Here is a 19532-nt window from a genome sequence, read left to right as displayed (position 1 = left end):
CATTGGTAGTGCTTTTTTTATGCCTAATGATCATCGATGCTTTGCATAAGAAGTGAGCAAATAAAGGAGTGACAAGCAATGTTTACGTACGTTACCTTGATAAATAAGGCGACTTTGTTTACGATGACAGCCTTTACTATTAACATTAGGCTTTCATGATTGATGCGAATGACATTCCAAGTAGTCAGCTAATTTTATACGCTGATGATGGCTACGACAGTCATGTGGTACGCCTATTACTTGAAGAAAAAAAGCTCGCTTATTATTTATCGCGCCTGCACTCTGAGCGTCCTGAAGATTTGACTGAGCTAAATCCTTATCACACTTTGCCTGTGCTACAGCAACGTGAAATTGCGCTTTATGAAATCAATGTCATATTCGAGTATCTTGAAGAACGCTATCACACCAATAAGTTACTACCTGAGACCCCGCAAGAGCGGGCACAGTTTCGACAATTGGCTTGGCGTATTCAGCGCGATTGGTTGTCACTGGGCAAGCGCTTATTGACGCATCCAGATAGCTTTAATAAAGCGCAAGCCGCTATGGCTAAAAAACAGCTGAGTGATTCTCTGATTACGCTGTCCCCGCTATTTGCTCATAAGCCGTACTTTATGGCGGATGAGTTTGGATGGTGCGATATTTTATTAGCGCCTTTATTATGGCGACTCGAAGAGATGAAAATCGAGTTGCCTCGTGCCATCAGTCGCCCGCTGTTTGACTACCAACAGCGTGTCTTTGAGCGAGATAGCTTCAAAAAAAGTGTGCGTTAGTTAGACAACTATCTACCGCTGACTTAAAATAGAAAACAATAAAAATTTGCAAAAAACATTTTATAAATAGTTATTTAATACGATCAGGATAGGAAACCAAAATATGAGCGACACTACCTCTATTACTCCAACACGCCCCTACATGGTTCGCGCGCTATATCAGTGGATAGAAGACAATGCGCTTACCCCATATCTGATGGTTGATGCCACCGCTGAAAACGTGCAGATTCCAACAGAACATGTACAAGATGGCCGTATCGTCCTAAATATCGCTAGCCGTGCAACAGGTAATATGAGCATGGAAAACGATTATATTCACTTTAGTGCGCGTTTTGGCGGCGTCTCACAGGAGATTTGGGTGCCAGTTACAGCGGTGATGGGTATCTATGCCAAAGAGAACTCACAGGGTATGTTTTTTGATCCCAATGAATACGAAAACTATCAGCCTGAAGAGGATGATATGACAGCTTCTAAGAAAACCACGGCAACGCCTAAACCTAAGCGTGATAATAAAGCGGGTTTAAAAGTTTTAAAATAATTTCTATACAGCCATAAAAAAGCCAGCCATATCAAATATGGCTGGCTTTTTTACTATGCCTATAATATTCACTCTTTCATAAATAAGTAAAAATATTACAACACGCTAGTAAGATTGCTTATCAGGTTCTTGGCAGAGTCACACCGCGCTGACCTTGGTACTTACCACCGCGATCTTTATAACTGGTTTCGCACACATCATCGGCATCGCTTTGGAAAAACAGCATTTGTGCCACCCCTTCTCCAGCATAAATACGCGCTGGTAGGTTGGTGGTGTTACTAAATTCTAAAGTGACATGTCCTTCCCATTCAGGCTCAAGGGGCGTCACATTGACGATAATGCCGCAGCGTGCGTACGTTGATTTGCCGAGGCAGATAGTCAATACGTCGCGCGGAATACGAAAATACTCCATCGTACGAGCTAAGGCAAATGAGTTTGGCGGAATGATGCACTCATCACCCACAATGTCTATAAAGCTTTTTTCATCAAAGTTCTTGGGGTCGACGACAACTGAATGAACGTTGGTAAATACTTTAAATTCAGGGGCGCAGCGTACATCATAACCGTAGCTTGAGGTGCCGTAACTTACCAAACGCTCGCCAGCATCATTAAAACGCACTTGACCCGGCTCATATGGCTCAATCATGCCATGCTCTTCGGCCATTTGACGAATCCAGCGGTCAGATTTGATAGACATTGTTATTCCTTAGCAAATATTTAGTAGCGACGATTATACGGAATTGATGACTCAATTTATAGTGCAGTGGCGACTTTAAAACCGATAGTGCCACAAAATCAATCTCTACATAAACACGCCCTCGCCACTCAAACTTTTTTAACCTCAAAAAATACGCTTATCATCAATAGGCTTAGCAAATTTATCAATATTGGTTTCAATGTTTTTAGCGATACTTAGATAATAAGACGCAAACTCATCGTCAGCCAACACGCTCGGCTCGCCTTTATCCACTTGTGCTCGAATACCGCTAGCGAGTGGCAACTGTCCCAATAACGGTACATGATATTGCTCAGCGATGAGCTCACCGCCACCTGTGCCAAAGATAGCTTCGGTATGATTGCAATTGCTACAAGTGTGCAGCGCCATGTTTTCAACCACCCCAAGCACCGGAATATTGGTCTTATTGAACATCTCGATGCCTTTTTGCGCATCAAGTAAGGCAACATGCTGAGGCGTGGTCACAATCACAGCGCCGGTCACGGGTATACGCTGCGCCAATGTCAGCTGGATGTCTCCCGTACCGGGTGGCATATCGATGACCAAATAGTCTAGCTGCGGCCAGTTGGTTTGATTATACAGTTGCATCAGCGCACCCGTTGCCTTAGGGCCACGCCATGCCACAGGCGTGTTGTCGCTATCAAGTAAGCTACCAATGGACAACATCGCTAAACCATGAGCGTCTACTGGTACAAATTGCTCATTTTCCAGCTCAGGCTTGACAGTATCCACACCAAGCATCGTTGGCATACTGGGACCATAAATATCGGCATCAAGAACGCCAACCCGATTGCCAAGCTTTTGTAAGGCTAAGGCGATATTGACAGTCGTGGTCGATTTACCGACGCCGCCTTTACCCGATGCCACCACGATGATATGACGAATGCGTGGATGTGCAGCTAAGGACGCTTGGGTCGGTGCTTGCTTAGTAATTGGCGGTTCAGGATCATTAGTTGGTGCCGGACGCGCTTGATTGTCCATGGCATTAGTTGTTTTTGGCATTGATTTTGGTAAGCTTGAGCCTGCGCCTTTTTCTGGTGCAGGTAAACGCACGTTCATATGAATGGTATTGATGCCGTGCGGCTGAAGCAGCTGTCCAAGCTCTTGTTGAATGGTTTCAGGACGGCTGTCTTTTGGTAGGCGCAGATCTAAAGTAAGCTGATCACCCTCACGCTCAAGACCCGTGACCATCGTTGCGATACTGAGAGTACCGACTTCATAGCCGAGCAGTACCTTATCGACCGCACTATCACGTTCTGCTCGCTGTTGCGGCGTTTCAGATGTGGAGTTGGATTTTTTCTTCATGAAGTTAAACATAGCAACCGTTACTACCTATACAAGTGGGTTGGTGTGGTAAGACGACTCGATCCATACCGTCGTAAAATAACCGACAAGCCTTTTGTCCAAACCTATTATCGTGACAGTGTAGCTCAATTAAAAGCATAAAAAAACCACAACGCCAGTAAGAGTGACCCTGTGGTTTTATACCTACTATTTACGCTGAGCGCTAGCGTGTCAGTTCATAAACCAACCATGGCTGGCAACGATCGACTGACCAGTAAAGACGTTGCTGGGAAACGCTGCCAAAAACAAGGCCAGCTGTGCAATATCATCAACCGTCGTAAACTCTTGATCGACCGTATTCACCAACATAATGTCGTTAACCACCGATTCTTCACTGATGCCTTTTTCGCTTGCCTGTTGCGGAATTTGCTTTTCCACCAAAGGCGTTTTGACAAAGCCGGGACAGATAACATGCGAGCGCACGTTATGAGGCGCACCCTCCTTTGCAAGTACTCGGCACAATCCCAGCAGTCCATGCTTAGCCGTCACATAAGGCGCTTTATAAAGTGACGCTTCATGTGAATGCACAGAACCCATATAAATAATTGTGCCACCTTTGTCGTCTTTATACATGTGCCGTATGGCTGCTTTGGTGGTTAAAAATGCCCCATCCAAATGAATGGCAAGCATTTTTTTCCAGTCATCGAACGCCATTTTATTGATCGGGTCAATGATTTGAATACCAGCATTCGACACAAGTATATCAATGCTATCAAAGGTATCGATTAGCTGTTGGACGCCATCATTGACAGCGTTTTCAGCGGTGACGTCCATCGCAATAGCAATGGCCTTACCACCATTTGCCTTGATCTCATCGACCGTTTGCTGCGCCGCTTCAAAGTCAATATCGGCAATGCCCACCGCCGCCCCTGCTTTCGCATACGTTTCCGCGATATCACGTCCAATACCACTTGCCGCTCCGGTAACCAAGGCCACCTTGCCCGTCAAATCTTGTTGTAATTGAGTCGCCATATATCTTCCTTAATAATGGAGCGCTGAAAAGAGACTACTAACTAATAATGGCTATAGTCAATCCTAAATAAAATGTATACAACTATTGCCATGCGTTACTGACACAAATCTTCCTTGCTTGCTGTGCCTGCGCAGACACAGGCTTCGCAAAATTTATGTCAGTATCCTGATATTTAATTTATAGGGGCCAGTTATAAAAACGATGAGAAATTTTGATAAAAAAACTTACTGAGCAATGCTCACAGGGGTTTTTTCTTGCAGCTCATCAAAGCTAACACCCTCTGCCAGCTCAACCAGCTTCAACCCTTTATCCGTCACATCCAGTACCGCAAGCTCTGTGATAATACGATCAACCACGCCTTTGCCCGTTAATGGCAGCTCACAATTGGCAAGAATTTTTGGTTCACCATGTTTATTGACTTGCTCCATCAGGACAATGACCCGCTGAACACCTGCAACAAGATCCATGGCACCGCCCATGCCTTTGACCATTTTTTTGGGAATCATCCAGTTAGCAAGATCGCCATTCTCTGAGACTTCCATCGCACCCAATATCGCCAAATTGACATGCCCGCCGCGAATCATAGCAAAAGATTCTGAGCTGCTAAAATAACTGGCACCTGATTCTGCTGTGACCGTCTGCTTGCCGGCATTAATCAAATCTGCGTCGACATTTTCTGCGGTTGGAAACTCACCAATTCCCAATAAGCCGTTTTCTGATTGCAACCACACGTCCACGTCTTTAGGAATGTAATTGGCCACCAGCGTCGGTAGACCAATGCCTAGATTGACATAATAACCATCTTTTAACTCTTGTGCGGCACGCTGTGCCATCTGTTCTCTTGTCCATGCCATGGTAAAGTCCTTACCTTTTTAAGGTTCTATTTTTATTTATTTAAATACTGTTTAACACTTAACACTGTGACGAGCCATTATGCTATTGATCCAAGCAAAATTGAGCGTCTTATTGTTTAAGCGCTTTCTTGCTTAAATATCTTTGTTTAAGCACCCTCGACCGCTTTAGTGGTGGTTTTTTCAATGCGCTTTTCAGGATTGCTGTTCAAGACAATGCGCTGTACAAAAATGCCCGGTAGATGGATCTCATCAGGATCAAGCGTGCCCACTTCTACAATTTCTTCTACTTCAACAATCGTCGTTTTGCCCGCCATTGCACAGTCTGGGTTGAAGTTACGCGCGGTTTTGTTGAATATTAAGTTCCCTGCTTTGTCTGCTTTTTGCGCTTTGATGAGTGCCACATCAGCCTGTAATGAATGCTCAAGCACGTAAGTACGTCCATCAAAATCACGAGTTTCTTTGCCTTCAGCGACGAGTGTGCCAACGCCTGTTGCGGTATAAAAGGCAGGAATACCCGCACCGCCTGAGCGTAATTTTTCAGCCAATGTCCCTTGCGGTGTCAACTCAACTTCTAATTCGCCTGCCAAGTACTGACGCTCAAACTCTTTGTTTTCACCCACATAAGACGAGATCATTTTTTTGATTTGACGGGTTTGTAGCAACAATCCCAAGCCAAATTCGTCGATACCTGCGTTGTTACTGATACAAGTCAAATCCTTCACACCACTATCACGCAGTGCTTCGATTAACGCTTCCGGAATACCGCACAGACCAAAACCGCCAATAGCGAGCGTTTGACCGTCACTCACGATTCCTTGTAGCGCCTCTTCTGCACTGCTGTAAACTTTTGATTGACTCATGCTTATCTCCTTATCCTTGCTGATCTATTTTTTTATTGATGCTAATTAACTTTTGTTTGTTTGAATTGCTTATCTAATTTGCTGTCATAATTGGTGGTTCTAGGCTTAATAACAATACACTTTATATCGATATATAATCTACAAAGTATTTATGTTAACTTAACATATAATCTCTGCAGCGACTAGAGCTAGAGGATAACACTAAGAGCAGATCAGCTAAAGAAATGGCTCAGCAACTGTCTGTCTGTCCCACATATTAATTTGTCTCACATTCTGTCTCGTATAAGGATATCTTTGACGATATGTTCTGAATCAATGCCTTGACGGGTATGATTTTGACTGACAATCTTGTGCTTTACTTACGCGCTGTTTTATTTGCCAAGGAGGGCAATCATGTTCAGTACTTTTGCTATTGTCATCACCTTATTACTTTTAATGTTTTTCGCTTATCGTGGCTATTCTGTGCTGATTTTAGCACCAATCATGGCGATATTAGCGGTATTACTATCAGGTGACTTTTTAAGTAGCATTCCCGCCTACACTGACGTTTTTATGGGCGCGTTGAGTAGCTTCTTGCTTAAGTTTTTCCCCATTTTCTTGCTGGGAGCGCTGTTTGGGCGCTTGATGGCAGACTCGGGCGCAGCGACAGCGATTGCCAAGACGGTGGTCGAAAAGCTCGGTGCCAGTAAAGCCATTTTGTCGGTTATTTTAGTTTGCGCTATTTTGACCTATGGCGGCGTATCATTATTTGTGGTGGCATTTGCTATTTATCCGATTGCCAAAGACCTCTTCAAAGCCGCTGATATCCCCAAGCGCTTAATTCCCGCTGCCATCGCTTTAGGCTCGTTTACCTTTACCATGACCGCCCTACCAGGCACGCCCGCTATTCAAAATGCCATTCCCATTCCTTATTACAATACCAACGTCTTTGCCGCCCCCATACTGGGCATTGTTGGCGGAACGATTATGTTTATTGGTGGTTGGCTTTGGTTGCAGACGCGAGCCAAAAAGGCCAATGCAGCGGGTGAAGGCTATGGTCAACATGACGAAGAAGACACCGGCAGTATTGGCGGTACCACAAAAGACGCTGAAAAAATGCCTAAAAAAACTGAGGTCTCAAATACTCATCAAACCTCATTCATCGTGGCAATGATTCCGCTGGTATTGGTCATTGCGTTAAACGCTGTATTGACGTATATGATTTTTCCTTCTGTAGATTTTAGTGGTTTACAAGCTCAGTTTCCAGATCTGAATATCGCAGGCTCTCTTGGTCTTTGGTCGATTATCATCTCCTTAGTCGTGGCTTGTGTGGTGCTTATTTTGCTTAATATAAGGCACTGGCACAATTTACAAAAAACCATTAACCGTGGTACTTATGACTCGATGTTGCCTATTTTCAATACCGCCTCAGAAGTGGGTTATGGCGCGGTTATCGCCTCACTGACGGGCTTTCTTATTATTCGTGACAGCATCTTAAACCTAACCCCAGATAATCCGCTCATCTCAGAGGCGGTCGCTATGACCACGCTGGCTGGTATTACTGGTTCATCGTCTGGTGGTTTGAGTATTGCGCTGTCCACTTTGGGAGAAGACTATCTTAGAATGGCGGTCGATGCGGGGATTGACCCTGAACTGATGCACCGTGTGGCTGTGATGGCGGCAGGTGGTTTGGACACGCTGCCGCATAGTGGTGCTGTGATTACCTTGCTGGCCATTTGCGGACTCACACACAAACAGTCTTATTTGAACTTGGCAATGGTCACCATATTGATTCCCCTATTATCAGTCATCGTTATTATTATTTTGGGCACCATGTTTGGTTCGTTTTAAAGTATGCTTAAATTTTTCATAGCATTTTTTAATTACTAGCACTTTGTAATTGATAGCGCCTTGTGACCCAGATGTAAGATTCAAATAACAAAACCCACCTAGTGGATGACTTGGTGGGTTTTTTCTGTCTTATAAGGAGTTTTATAAGAAAAAGGCACTGCTAGAAACTAACGTGTGAAAGCGATAAAAAAGTAATTTGTCCGGTCCTATAGTGAATCCAAAACAAAAGTGGTACATGCACTTATCCTGTTCTACTGGGATCAATTTACCTCACTGCTGTTCGGGGGCATGACAGAGGCTCTGAAAAATCAACCCAAGCAGAACCCTACTCTTTTTAAATTAGATTGACTACATCTGACACTCATTGCTGTATTAATTACTGAGGAATATCACAAATGTAATCGAATTACGGTATCATAGGCACACTTTTTAAATTTACAGCCTGTTTGGCTGCGTTTAACCTTGATAACGTCGCGTCTAATAGCCATAAAGCGCTTAGGACGTTTGATAACCAACCCGTTTATATAAAAATATAGGTGATGAAAGTGCGTGAGATTTTAGTAACCAGTGCCTTACCCTACGCCAATGGTGATATCCATTTGGGGCATCTTTTAGAGCATATTCAAACTGATATTTGGGTACGGGCGATGAAAGCACAGAACCACAAAGTCACTTACGTCTGTGCAGATGATGCTCATGGTACCGGAATCATGCTCAAAGCCGAAGCCGATGGCGTGACACCAGAAGAGCAAATTGCCTCAGTTCGAGCGTCTCACGAAGCTGATTTTTCAAAGTTTCTTATTAACTATGACAACTATTACACCACGCACTCAGAAGAAAATAAGCATTTCTCTGAGATGATTTATCGTCGTCTTAATAATGCCGGTCACATCAGTACCAAAGATGTTGAACAATTATTTGACCCTGAGAAGCAATTGTTTTTGGCAGATCGCTTTGTCAAAGGCACGTGCCCTGAATGCGGTGCACCAGACCAGTACGGTGATAACTGCGAGGTTTGTAGCACCACGTATAACGCTGTCGAGCTAAAAGATCCACGCTCAACGATTTCAGGTGCCACTCCTATATTAAAGACTTCTAAGCATTATTTCTTTGATTTGCCAGAGTTTGAGCAATTCTTAAAAGATTGGACGCGTAGTGATGCTCGTTTGCAAACGTCGGTCGCCAATAAACTCCAAGAATGGTTCGACTCTGGACTTGCCAGCTGGGATATATCACGTGATGCGCCTTATTTTGGTTTTCAGATTCCAGATACGCCAAGCGATGAGCCAGACAAGTATTTTTATGTATGGCTCGATGCGCCTGTTGGTTATATGGCAAGCTTTAAAAACTTATGCGATAAGCGTGCTGGCACAGATGAAGCGCTGGATTTCGATCGTTACTGGATGCAAGAAAACGAGCATAAAACCGAAGTTTATCACTTCATTGGTAAAGACATTGTCTACTTCCATGCGCTATTTTGGCCAGCGATGCTAGCTGGTAGTGAGCTGCGTACACCAACGGGCGTTTTTGCCCATGGTTTCTTAATGGTTAATGGCGCAAAAATGAGTAAGTCGCGTGGCACTTTTATTAATGCCAAGACGTACGCCAAACACCTGCACCCTGAGTATTTGCGTTATTACTTCGCCAGCAAGCTGTCTGATAAAGTCGAAGATATTAACTTTGATTTAGAAGATTTCATGCAAAAGGTCAACTCTGATTTGGTTGGCAAAGTGGTGAATATCGCCAGTCGTAGCGCTGGATTCTTAGTGAAAAAATACGACGGTATGCTGTCTGATGTGTGCGTTGAATCAGAATTACTAGAAGACATTACCAAAACGGGTGATGAGATTGCCGCCGCTTATGAAAATCGCGAGTTTGCACGTGCCATGCGTCTAATCATGCAATGCGCGGACAAGGCCAATGAGTACATCGATGGCAAAAAACCGTGGTCACTGGCCAAATTAGAGGGTACTGAACAAGAAGTACAAGATGTTTGCTCGGTTGCGATTAATATCTTCCGTCAATTGATGGTATATTTAGCGCCAGTATTGCCTGAGCTGACAGCCAATGCCAAAGAGTTCTTGAATATTGATGACTTAAGCTTTGCCAGTCGCAACGAGTGGTTATTGGGTCACAAAATCAACAAGTTCAAACCTTTGATGCAGCGTATTGAAGAAAAAGACATTACTGCTATGGTTGAGGAATCAAAAGCCTCATTGACGCCAGCAGATGCGCCTACTCCTAGCGACAACAGCGAATCATCGACACAAAACAAGTCATCCGCCGCAGCAGAGACTGAGCAAGCCGACTATATCGGCATCGAAGACTTTGCCAAAGTTGAGATGAAAGTAGCGCATGTTGTTGCTTGTAATCATGTCGAAGGCGCAGACAAGCTTTTGCAATTCACGCTGGATGTGGGCGAGGACAAGCCGCGTAATGTGTTTAGCGGCATCCGTAAATTTTATGAGCCTGAGCAATTGCTGAATAAAAAGGTCATTTGCGTCACCAATCTTGCGCCGCGTAAGATGAAATTTGGTGTCTCAGAAGGCATGGTTCTATCTACTGGTAATCCAAAGACAGGACTCACGGTTGTGACGCTACCTGAAGATTGTGTGGTTGGCGATACTTTGGCTTAATGTCACGCCCTAGTGTTGAATAACAAAGAAGATGTCCTAAGCGGCATCTTTTTTTGTCTTCAATTTATGAGTATAGTCCGTTTAATATGGAAAAGTTACGATGAACATGGTGCTCTGCTGGTATCAATTTTTAAAGTGAATTGATTATCGTTAATCATCAAGCTCCGTCAACGTAAAAGCTCCGTAATCTTAAAAACCTCATTATCGCAAAAATCAGTTTCTTCAAAAAAGACCGTATCAAAAAAGATTGGTTTAAAACCTGTTTTATGACGACAATGACAAACCTGTTTTAATTTCTTATTGCCATAAGTTACATTACTGTCATAATATGGACATCATAATCAACGGATTGATTGTTTTGATGTTCGCCCGTTACCTCAGCATACTCGTTACCTCAGCATATAAGTAACAGTGACTCAGGAAACCTGCACTTTCTAACCTATGAGCCAGAATACAATGATTTTTGCTACGACTTTACGCCTAAGCTTATTCGGTGCTGCTATCAGTGCCACTCTTGGATTAATTGGCTGCTCAAACGCAACTGACACTGCCGCCGCCACTGATGAAAGCGCAGCAGCAAATACCGACAAGCCCGCCAAAACATTGGCCATCACACAAATCGTCGAACATCCTTCATTAGATGAGATGCGCCGCGGTATTATTGATGAGCTGGCTGATAATGGGTATGTTGAAGGACAAAATCTGACCGTTAACTTCCAAAGTGCGCAAGGTAACACAGCGACCGCCGGTCAGATTGCAAAACAATTTGCTGGGGACAATCCAGATGCCATCGTCGCCATCTCGACACCGTCCGCTCAATCCATCGTAGCATCAACCAAGACCATTCCCGTCATTTATACGGCTATATCAGATCCGGTAGCGGCAAAGCTTATCGATGAAAACGATGTGCCTATTCAGTCTAATGTAACTGGTTTATCTAGTCAGCTACCTATCGAGCCACAGTTAGACAATATTCAAAAAATCGTTCCCAATGCCAAAACCATTGGCTACGTTTATAGCCCAGGTGAAGTGAATTCTGTTGTGGTGCTTAATCAACTTAAAAAAGCAGCCGCAGCGCGTGGATTAACAATATTAGACGTCACTGCCAATCGACCAACAGACGTTGCTATGGCAACCCGTAGCCTTGCTGGCCGCGCTGATGTCATTTATACCTCATTAGATAACAATGTTGTATCAGCATTTGAAGCCATGGCAGGCGCTGCTAATGAGCTTAAGATTCCAGTCATTGCGTCAGATGAATTCAGTGTCAGACGAGGCGCCACTGCTGCCATGGGTGTGAACGATTATGACTTTGGTCGTACTACGGGCAAAATGGTTTATCGAGTGCTAAATGGCGAGGCGATCAATACAATCAAGCCTCAAGTTATGAACACCTTGACGTTATACGCAAGCCCGAAACACGCAGCGGCACAAGGCGCCAGCTTAACAGACGACTTATTAAAAAATGCCGTTAACGTTGATCAAAAAGCACAAAGCGCTGCTAAGTAGTTTTTGGTTATCTTTTTAGATGACTTGTATGATCTTTTATTTATTCAATAATGTATGGACACATTATTATCTTCAGGAGTGAGACCTATGTTCTATCAAAATCGTTTTGGCCGCTTTAACTTCAGTAAAGCCCTGCTGTTGGGCGGTGTTTGTACCGCTATTTTGACAGGTTGTAATCAGTCAGCACAAGATACTGGTACCACTGATGCGGCGGCTACTGGTGGCGATGCTGCAACAGAAATGAAAACAGTCGCTATTACTGCTATTGTTGAGCATCCAGCGCTTGACGATGTACGCAAAGGTGTCATAGATGAGTTGAATGAGGCCGGCTTTAAAGACGGAGAAAACCTGACCGTCAATTTCCAAAGCGCGCAAGGCAACACCGCCACTGCCGGACAGATTGCTAAGCAGTTTGTAGCAGATGCACCAGACGTTATTGTCGCAATCGCCACTCCTTCTGCTCAGTCTGTAGCCGCTTCAACCAGCAGCATTCCTATGGTATTTTCTGCTGTGACTGATCCAGTCGCTGCCAAATTGGTTCCTAAGCTTGATGGCTCTGGCACTAACGTCACTGGCGCATCTGATGCCCTACCGTATGAGCCGCAGATCGAACTCATGCGTCAAATCATTCCTAATTTAAAAAATGTTGGCTATGTCTATAGCCCCGGTGAAGTAAACTCAACCGTTATCCTAAAAAATCTAAAAGACAAGCTGACGCCGCTAGGCATCAATGTGCTCGAAGCACCAGCCCAGCGTAGTAACGATATTGCGATGGCAGCGCGTAGTCTTGAAGGCAAAGTGGACATGATCTACACCTCAACCGACAATAACGTGGTCTCAGCTTACGAGTCCCTGTATCAAATTGCCAAAGAAAGTAAGATCCCACTTATCGCTTCAGACACCAGCTCAGTTGAGCGCGGTGCCGTTGCAGCCTTGGGTGTGAACTATTACAATCTTGGCCGTGAGACTGGCAAAATCGTTGTCCGTATCTTAAATGGTGAAAAAGCAGGTGAGCTTCCTGTCTATACGCCGCAGCAACTGGATCTGTACGTCAGTCCAAAAAATGCCAAAGAAGAAGGCATTACGCTGTCGCAAGCGGTTATCGATCAAGCAAAAGAAGTGGTAGAATAACGCACTTTTAAGTTTGGCCTATCATAATGACGAGTGATGAAGCGCACTTCTAACCGCTTTATCATTCGTCGTGTAGCGTTGTCATGGCAGCATATGTCCGATATAAGAAACCCAGCTATGCCTTAATAAGCTGGGCTTCTTGTTTAAGTCAATGTTACTTTAATACAAATCGCTGTTATTTAAATACAAATCGCTGTTGTTTGATAAATGGTGTTTAAATACTTCGATTAAGCGCCGCGCTGATAAGACATGCTATCTAATAAAAATATGGATACCTTTTTTAGATGATTGCTTCAAACAAATTTTGGAATCAAGGTAGCTTATGATAGCGCGTCATCGTGCCATATTTTGGTTTACCCTAACCGCAGATTGCTTAATCTGTTAAATTCACCACTTAGTCGTTTAGATAATATTGATGGATAGATTTATAGATAAAGCAGCGTCGATCGCTAGCGCTCGCTTAATCTTATCTATAAGTACCTAGAGTATCATTTACTAAACGCTTGGTTATGACTTACTGATCTCTTATGTCCTTAATTGCTTTTTTTGGTGCGCTCGAAAGTGGTCTGATTTATGGCCTAGTCGCACTTGGTGTGCTGATCTCTTTTCGTACCCTCGACTTTCCCGACTTGACTGCTGACGGTAGCTTTCCATTAGGCGGTGCAGTCGCTGGTATCTCCATTATCGCTGGTATCAATCCATGGCTTGCCTGTGCTTTTGGTATGCTAGCAGGTTCAGTCGCTGGTATTGTCACGGCATGGTTGCACGTCAAACTTGGTATTTTGCAATTACTTGCCAGTATTTTGGTGATGGTTGCGCTATATTCGGTTAACCTACGTATCATGGGTGCGCCAAACTTACCGCTATTGGGTGAAACCACCGTATTTAGCACCTTAGTGTCCGATGGCAACGGTTATTGGATGCGTTGTTTGATTATCGGTACCGTCGTGCTATTGGCCATGTTGTTCTTAAACTGGTTTTATAGTACGGAGACAGGCTTGTCTATGCGGGCAACTGGCTCGAACCTAAAAATGGCACAGGCACAAGGTATCAATACCTCATGGATGACCATTATCGGTATGGCCATCTCTAATGGTTTGATTGCCCTAGCAGGTGCGCTGTTTGTGCAGACGCAAGGTGGCGCAGATATTTCTATCGGTATTGGTACGATTGTCATTGGTTTGGCAGCGGTCATCATCGGTGAGACCATCATTCCTGCCAAGCGTATTTGGCTCATTACCTTTGCGGTGGTGGTTGGTGCGGTACTATATAAGCTATTTATTCAGATCGCCTTATCGAGCCAAACGCTACGTAGCATTGGCTTTGGTCCGCAAGATTTGAACTTGATTACAGCACTACTCGTGGTATTGGCTTTAGTATTGCCAAAAGCCAAAACTAAATTTTTAAGTCGTAAGGTTCGGGCTTAATGTCAATATGCACCCATAAGGACTCACTATTATGATGCAAGCTACAGATTTGCGGTTGACCTTTAATCCTGGAACGCCCATTGAAAACCCTGCCCTGCGCGGCATCGATTTAAATATTGCGGATGGTGAGTTTGTCACCGTTATTGGTACTAATGGTGCTGGTAAATCGACCTTTTTGAATGCGGTCAGTGGCACCACACGCGTTGATAGTGGCTCTATTTTATTAAATGGCATTGATGTCACCAAAAAGACAGCACACCAACGCGCTCACTGGGTGGCACGTGTATTCCAAGACCCAATGGCGGGGACTTGTGAAGCGCTGACCATCGAAGAAAATATGGCGCTGGCTTATAAGCGCGGTGGCAAGCGCGGCTTAAACTTTGCACTCAATCAAAACAATCGTGATTTGTTTCGAGAAAAGTTATCCGTACTAAAGCTAGGACTAGAAAATCGCTTAACCGACCGTATGGGACTGCTATCCGGTGGTCAACGTCAGGCAGTGAGTTTGCTGATGGCTTCCTTGCAACCATCTAAGATTTTGTTACTTGATGAGCATACGGCCGCCCTTGATCCCAAGACGGCTGCCTTTGTTTTGGGATTGACCGATAAAATCGTAACGGACAATAAGCTCACGACTATGATGGTTACGCACTCCATGCAGCAAGCGTTGGCGCATGGCACAAGAACGGTGATGCTGCACCAAGGTCAAGTGGTATTAGACGTTTCAGGTGACATTCGTAAAGGTATGACCGTGCACGATTTACTCGATATGTTTGAGCAAACACGCGGTGAAAAAGTGGAAGACGACAGTCTGATTTTAAGTTAGTCCATTTAGCAGAAAAAAGCTGACGCTACTGTTGAAACCTTTTAAGACATAACCTTTCGTCTGCCTACACTCCTTTAAAACCTTCAAAGAAACGCGCTTTCTTTGAAGGTTTTTTTGTTATCTATAGTTAATGATCCTATAAAACTTTCACGCATCAGGATATAGTTGTCCCATATGAAGTCTTCTCTATCGCTATTCATCCATGAGATCTGCCATGCGTAAAATCCCTGTTTATACCCATCCAGCTGCCGGTTGGCCAGCTTTGATTTCCTCTGCTCGCAAACTCATGGATTATCAGACTTTTTTGCGCGGTAGTGCAAGTGTTCTAAAGAGCAATCAGCCCCAAGGTGGATTTGATTGTCCCGGCTGTGCTTGGCCTGATCACAAATCCCATAAGGCGATAGATGTTTGTGAAAATGGCATCAAAGTCATTGCCAGTGAAACCATGACCACAAAAGCCGACGCTGAGTTTTTTGCAAAGCATACCGTGACTGAGCTACAAGGATGGTCAGGTTATGAGCTTGAGCATATTGGCCGTCTATCAGAGCCAGTCCGTTATGACGCTGCACAAGACCGCTATGTCGCGATTTCTTGGGAAACTGCTTATCAGCATATCGCAGAACAGCTAAAACAGCTTGAGTCGCCTGATGAAGCGCTATTTTATACCTCAGGGCGCGTGACCAACGAGCCTGCCTTTATGTACCAATTACTGGTACGCTGTTTTGGCACCAATAATTTACCAGATTGCTCCAATATGTGTCACGAACCCACCTCAGTGATGCTCGGTAAGCAGCTGGGCGTTGGTAAAGCCACCGTGAAATTAGAGGACTTTGAACAAGCCAAACTGATACTAATGTTTGGACAAAACCCTGCGACCAATCATCCGCGCATGCTTGAAATGCTCGCTCATGCTCATGAACAAGGCTGTCGAATCCTCTCGATCAATCCAATGCGCGAACAGGGCTTGAGTAAATTTAGAAACCCACAAAAACCCACGCATATGGCCGCAGGTCAGAGCGATACTATGGTTGATGATGTCATTCAAATACAAATCGGTGGCGATGCCGCATTGCTGACTGGTATTGGCAAATGGCTCATCGAAAATAATAAAATAAATACGGACTTTATTACGACTCATACCTCAGGGTTTGAGCCACTGAGTCAATGGTTAATTGCTCAAACATGGGCAGATATCGAACGTGGCTGCGGTATTTCTCAAGCAGAAATCATTGGTATTGCTGAACTGGTTGCCAATAGTTCAGCAACGATTTGTACTTGGGGCATGGGTATTACCCAGCATGTGCAAGGCGATGATAATGTGGCCATGATTACCAACTTGCTGCTACTGATGGGTATGATTGGTATCGATGGCGCAGGCGCTTCGCCAGTACGCGGACATTCTAACGTACAGGGCGACCGCACTATGGGTATTCATGAGCGTCCCGCGCAAAAACTGCTCGATACGCTTGAGCGTGTTTTTGAGCATCCTATGCCGCAAGAGCATGGCTATGACGTTGTCGCAGGTGCAAAAGCATTAATCGCCGGAAAGCTAAAGATCTTTATGAGTATGGGTGGTAACTATGCAGTGGCAGCGCCTGATACCAGCGCCATTCAACAGGCGCTAACCACCACCCAGCTTAATATTTTTGTGGGTACCAAGCTAAATGAGACCATGTTATATCCAGGTGCGAATAATATCGTTCTACCCTGCTTGGGTCGCACCGAACGTATCATTACCGCTAAAGGTGAGCAATTTGCGACCATCGAAGATTCTATGTGTCAGATTGTGCCCACTCAAGGCAAGCTAAAACCAGTCAGCGATACTTTAAAGTCAGAAGCGCAAATTATAGCGGATATTGCCACGCACTTATTTGGTACTGATACTGCAATTCCTTGGCAAAAAATGAGCGAAGACTTCGATGTCATTCGCGATTATATTGCGCAAGTAGTCGATGGGTTTGAGGACTTTAATCAACACATTCGCACCACTGAGCGCGGCTTTCATTTATATCATCCAGCGCGCCACCGTGTATGGAATACCAGTGATAGCAAAGCTCAATTTATAGTGCCGCAATATTCGATTACCTATGTCGCCGCGCAAATGGCAGATGCCACCTCTTCGTTTAAACACAATGCAAAAGCAACTGACTCTATCAATCATACTTTAGACAGTGAGCAAAAAGTGTGGCAATTGACCAGCGTTCGTAGTCACGACCAATTTAATACCATGATTTTCGGGTTCAAAGATCGTTATCGTCATACCAATCGCCGTGACGTCTTGTTTATGCATCCTGATGAAATCAGTCGCCTAGGATGGCAAAAAGGTGACACCGTAATGGTGACTCGGCACGTTGGCAAAGAAGATAGTACGGCTGAGCCACGGGTATTAGGGCCGCTGGTATTGACTGAGATGGATATTGCCTCAAACGCGGTGGCAACCTATTATCCTGAATGTAATGATTTATTCGATTTAGACACACATGCACCCAACTCTCATATCCCTGCTTATAAATCAACCACCGTTATTTTGCAGCGAGTCGATGTACAGGCAGACAGTCCTAATGCTGCGTAGTGCGTATAATATTCATGTGTATGAAGGGACTATAAAGAAACTATGACAAACCGTAATGACCACTGACTCCACTGTTAAAAAGAACGCTCAAGCAAGCGCGCATCCGTCGATAGATGATATATCTGAAAATATAGGTTTGCAGGCAACGCCGCTTGCTCGTGTCCATGCGTCACAAAAACATCACTACCCATCAAACAAATACGACCACGATTTAGAGTCTCATTTCTATATCGATAATCAGTCTGCCAGCTTGGCAGTAGAAGCGGCAGTGTCTATTGTTATCAACGGTATTCACTATGCTGTACTGATGGCCAGTCCTAATCAGCTAGAGTATTTGGCTGTCGGATTTTTGTTTAGTGAAGGCTTGATTCAACACAGTCACGAACTACTAGATTGGGAAGTGACGCACCTTACCGATGTGGCAGACTATCAACAATTTATGGATGATTCATTAAATGAATCAATGTCGTTTGCTCAAATTCACCAGCAATTGCAAGATTATGATATTTATGTGGTAGAGCTGGTATTAAATCAACGCTGTCATCAACGTATTCAAGCCCAGAGACGGCAACTGGCAGGTCGTACGGGATGCGGTATGTGCGGTATCACAGGCTTGACGCAAGCCTTACCTGATCTCAGTAATTATTCAAACAGCAGTACATCTTCTACGCATCAGTCTGACGTAAAAAACCAATCAGTTATGCCCAGTCTTGACTATCTATTAGACATGCGGCAAAAAGTCGATGCTTTACAACATACGCACCAATTAACTGGTGCAGTACACGCCGCCGCCGCGATACATAATCAGCAGCTTTATTTGTTTGAAGACGTAGGACGCCACAATGCGCTCGATAAATTGATTGGTTGGCAATTGCGACAAAAAGTGGACGTTGATTGTGTGCTTATGACCTCACGTCTATCAATTGAGCTGGTACAAAAATCCATTCGCGGACGCATTCCTTGGTTAGTTGGTATGTCAGCCCCTACCAGTACAGCGCTGCGTGTGGCGAAGCGTTATGGATTGGGCATCGCTGGATTTTTACGTCACGACAGAGTGACCTATTATTCAGGTTATTAACAACGCGTCTATCAAGCATTTTTAAGCCACTAACCACCAATTTACAGTCAAATATCGCTAAGTGGACAAATAACTTCCTTTTAACGAAAAAATGACTTGTAATTTATGGCATTTTTGCTAATATAGTCCACCTTGATTGGCTGGATGGCAGAGTGGTCATGCAGCGGACTGCAACTCCGTTAACGCCGGTTCGATTCCGACTCCAGCCTCCAATTATTTATTAACTTTACGTTAATTTTAGCTTGCATTATTAGTATAACCACTTATAATAGCCAGCACTTATCGAGCAAGTAGAACGACTACTTAGTAGATAATACAAGTTTTGCCCGGGTGGTGAAATTGGTAGACACAAGGGATTTAAAATCCCTCGCTAGCAATAGCGTGCCGGTTCAAGTCCGGCTCCGGGTACCATATAGCAGTACAGATTAGCCCAGACGTCAAAAGCGTT

The 19532-nt window shown here is 44.3% G+C and carries 15 protein-coding genes and 2 tRNA genes; 12 read left to right on the top strand and 5 right to left on the bottom strand.

Going from position 1 to position 19532, the window contains the following annotated elements:
- The first annotated feature begins 155 nt into the window (after positions 1-155).
- Together AAJP47_RS08575 and AAJP47_RS08570 are read left to right on the top strand one after the other, a co-directional pair.
- Positions 156-770 carry a glutathione S-transferase N-terminal domain-containing protein gene (locus AAJP47_RS08575; protein ID WP_346717505.1) on the top strand — a complete coding sequence of 205 codons (615 nt, stop codon included), beginning with the start codon at positions 156-158 and terminating at the stop codon, positions 768-770.
- A gap of 103 nt (positions 771-873) precedes the next feature.
- Positions 874-1308, top strand: coding sequence for a ClpXP protease specificity-enhancing factor (locus AAJP47_RS08570; RefSeq protein ID WP_346717504.1), 435 nt, complete (start codon positions 874-876; stop codon positions 1306-1308).
- 121 nt (positions 1309-1429) lie between these two features.
- Here AAJP47_RS08570 and dcd read toward each other — a convergent pair whose 3' ends face one another.
- The 5 genes from dcd to AAJP47_RS08545 form a co-directional block, all read right to left on the bottom strand.
- The gene (gene dcd / locus AAJP47_RS08565) at positions 1430-2005 is read right to left on the bottom strand and encodes a dCTP deaminase (protein ID WP_346717503.1); all 576 of its coding nucleotides are present in this window, start codon (positions 2003-2005) and stop codon (positions 1430-1432) included.
- A gap of 144 nt (positions 2006-2149) precedes the next feature.
- Complete coding sequence (apbC, locus tag AAJP47_RS08560; protein WP_346717502.1) at positions 2150-3361, bottom strand: iron-sulfur cluster carrier protein ApbC; 1212 nt, start codon at positions 3359-3361, stop codon at positions 2150-2152.
- A 198-nt stretch (positions 3362-3559) separates the two neighbouring features.
- Entirely contained in the window at positions 3560-4360 is an 801-nt protein-coding gene (locus tag AAJP47_RS08555; RefSeq protein ID WP_346717501.1) for a 3-hydroxybutyrate dehydrogenase, read from the bottom strand.
- Between the two features lie 225 nt (positions 4361-4585).
- The gene (locus AAJP47_RS08550; protein WP_346717500.1) at positions 4586-5215 is read right to left on the bottom strand and encodes a CoA transferase subunit B; all 630 of its coding nucleotides are present in this window, start codon (positions 5213-5215) and stop codon (positions 4586-4588) included.
- Between the two features lie 146 nt (positions 5216-5361).
- Positions 5362-6075 carry a CoA transferase subunit A gene (locus AAJP47_RS08545; protein WP_346717499.1) on the bottom strand — a complete coding sequence of 238 codons (714 nt, stop codon included), beginning with the start codon at positions 6073-6075 and terminating at the stop codon, positions 5362-5364.
- Positions 6076-6468: 393 nt separating this feature from the next.
- Between AAJP47_RS08545 and AAJP47_RS08540 the strand changes: the two genes are divergently transcribed.
- The 10 genes from AAJP47_RS08540 (at position 6469) to AAJP47_RS08495 (ending at position 19495) form a co-directional block, all read left to right on the top strand.
- Positions 6469-7905: a GntP family permease gene (locus AAJP47_RS08540; protein WP_346717498.1), complete on the top strand. Its 1437-nt coding sequence runs from the start codon at positions 6469-6471 to the stop codon at positions 7903-7905.
- A gap of 539 nt (positions 7906-8444) precedes the next feature.
- Positions 8445-10541, top strand: coding sequence for a methionine--tRNA ligase (gene metG, locus AAJP47_RS08535; protein ID WP_346717497.1), 2097 nt, complete (start codon positions 8445-8447; stop codon positions 10539-10541).
- Between the two features lie 456 nt (positions 10542-10997).
- On the top strand, positions 10998-12050 hold the full coding sequence (locus tag AAJP47_RS08530; protein WP_346717496.1) for an ABC transporter substrate-binding protein: 1053 nt from the start codon (positions 10998-11000) through the stop codon (positions 12048-12050).
- An 87-nt stretch (positions 12051-12137) separates the two neighbouring features.
- On the top strand, positions 12138-13181 hold the full coding sequence (locus AAJP47_RS08525) for an ABC transporter substrate-binding protein (RefSeq protein ID WP_346717495.1): 1044 nt from the start codon (positions 12138-12140) through the stop codon (positions 13179-13181).
- A 527-nt stretch (positions 13182-13708) separates the two neighbouring features.
- On the top strand, positions 13709-14608 hold the full coding sequence (locus tag AAJP47_RS08520; RefSeq protein ID WP_346717494.1) for an ABC transporter permease: 900 nt from the start codon (positions 13709-13711) through the stop codon (positions 14606-14608).
- A gap of 31 nt (positions 14609-14639) precedes the next feature.
- On the top strand, positions 14640-15434 hold the full coding sequence (locus tag AAJP47_RS08515; protein ID WP_346717493.1) for an ABC transporter ATP-binding protein: 795 nt from the start codon (positions 14640-14642) through the stop codon (positions 15432-15434).
- Between the two features lie 214 nt (positions 15435-15648).
- Complete coding sequence (locus tag AAJP47_RS08510) at positions 15649-18006, top strand: FdhF/YdeP family oxidoreductase (RefSeq protein ID WP_346717492.1); 2358 nt, start codon at positions 15649-15651, stop codon at positions 18004-18006.
- A 55-nt stretch (positions 18007-18061) separates the two neighbouring features.
- Positions 18062-19084 (top strand): formate dehydrogenase accessory sulfurtransferase FdhD, encoded by a 1023-nt coding sequence (gene fdhD, locus AAJP47_RS08505; RefSeq protein WP_346717491.1) that lies wholly within the window; start codon positions 18062-18064, stop codon positions 19082-19084.
- A gap of 138 nt (positions 19085-19222) precedes the next feature.
- A tRNA-Cys gene (locus AAJP47_RS08500) sits at positions 19223-19296 on the top strand.
- 112 nt (positions 19297-19408) lie between these two features.
- Positions 19409-19495 (top strand) — tRNA-Leu (locus AAJP47_RS08495).
- Positions 19496-19532 lie beyond the last annotated feature (37 nt).

It is taken from the genome of Psychrobacter halotolerans, assembly GCF_039680845.1.
Classification (GTDB): domain Bacteria; phylum Pseudomonadota; class Gammaproteobacteria; order Pseudomonadales; family Moraxellaceae; genus Psychrobacter.
This window is presented reverse-complemented; position numbering and strand designations above follow the sequence as displayed.

Coding starts and splice junctions, on each gene's coding strand:
- AAJP47_RS08575 (WP_346717505.1), top strand. CDS start 156: ATGATTGATGCGAATGACATTCCAAGTAGTCAGCTAATTTTATACGCT.
- AAJP47_RS08570 (WP_346717504.1), top strand. CDS start 874: ATGAGCGACACTACCTCTATTACTCCAACACGCCCCTACATGGTTCGC.
- dcd (WP_346717503.1), bottom strand. CDS start 2,005: ATGTCTATCAAATCTGACCGCTGGATTCGTCAAATGGCCGAAGAGCAT.
- apbC (WP_346717502.1), bottom strand. CDS start 3,361: ATGTTTAACTTCATGAAGAAAAAATCCAACTCCACATCTGAAACGCCG.
- AAJP47_RS08555 (WP_346717501.1), bottom strand. CDS start 4,360: ATGGCGACTCAATTACAACAAGATTTGACGGGCAAGGTGGCCTTGGTT.
- AAJP47_RS08550 (WP_346717500.1), bottom strand. CDS start 5,215: ATGGCATGGACAAGAGAACAGATGGCACAGCGTGCCGCACAAGAGTTA.
- AAJP47_RS08545 (WP_346717499.1), bottom strand. CDS start 6,075: ATGAGTCAATCAAAAGTTTACAGCAGTGCAGAAGAGGCGCTACAAGGA.
- AAJP47_RS08540 (WP_346717498.1), top strand. CDS start 6,469: ATGTTCAGTACTTTTGCTATTGTCATCACCTTATTACTTTTAATGTTT.
- metG (WP_346717497.1), top strand. CDS start 8,445: ATGAAAGTGCGTGAGATTTTAGTAACCAGTGCCTTACCCTACGCCAAT.
- AAJP47_RS08530 (WP_346717496.1), top strand. CDS start 10,998: ATGATTTTTGCTACGACTTTACGCCTAAGCTTATTCGGTGCTGCTATC.
- AAJP47_RS08525 (WP_346717495.1), top strand. CDS start 12,138: ATGTTCTATCAAAATCGTTTTGGCCGCTTTAACTTCAGTAAAGCCCTG.
- AAJP47_RS08520 (WP_346717494.1), top strand. CDS start 13,709: ATGTCCTTAATTGCTTTTTTTGGTGCGCTCGAAAGTGGTCTGATTTAT.
- AAJP47_RS08515 (WP_346717493.1), top strand. CDS start 14,640: ATGATGCAAGCTACAGATTTGCGGTTGACCTTTAATCCTGGAACGCCC.
- AAJP47_RS08510 (WP_346717492.1), top strand. CDS start 15,649: ATGCGTAAAATCCCTGTTTATACCCATCCAGCTGCCGGTTGGCCAGCT.
- fdhD (WP_346717491.1), top strand. CDS start 18,062: ATGACCACTGACTCCACTGTTAAAAAGAACGCTCAAGCAAGCGCGCAT.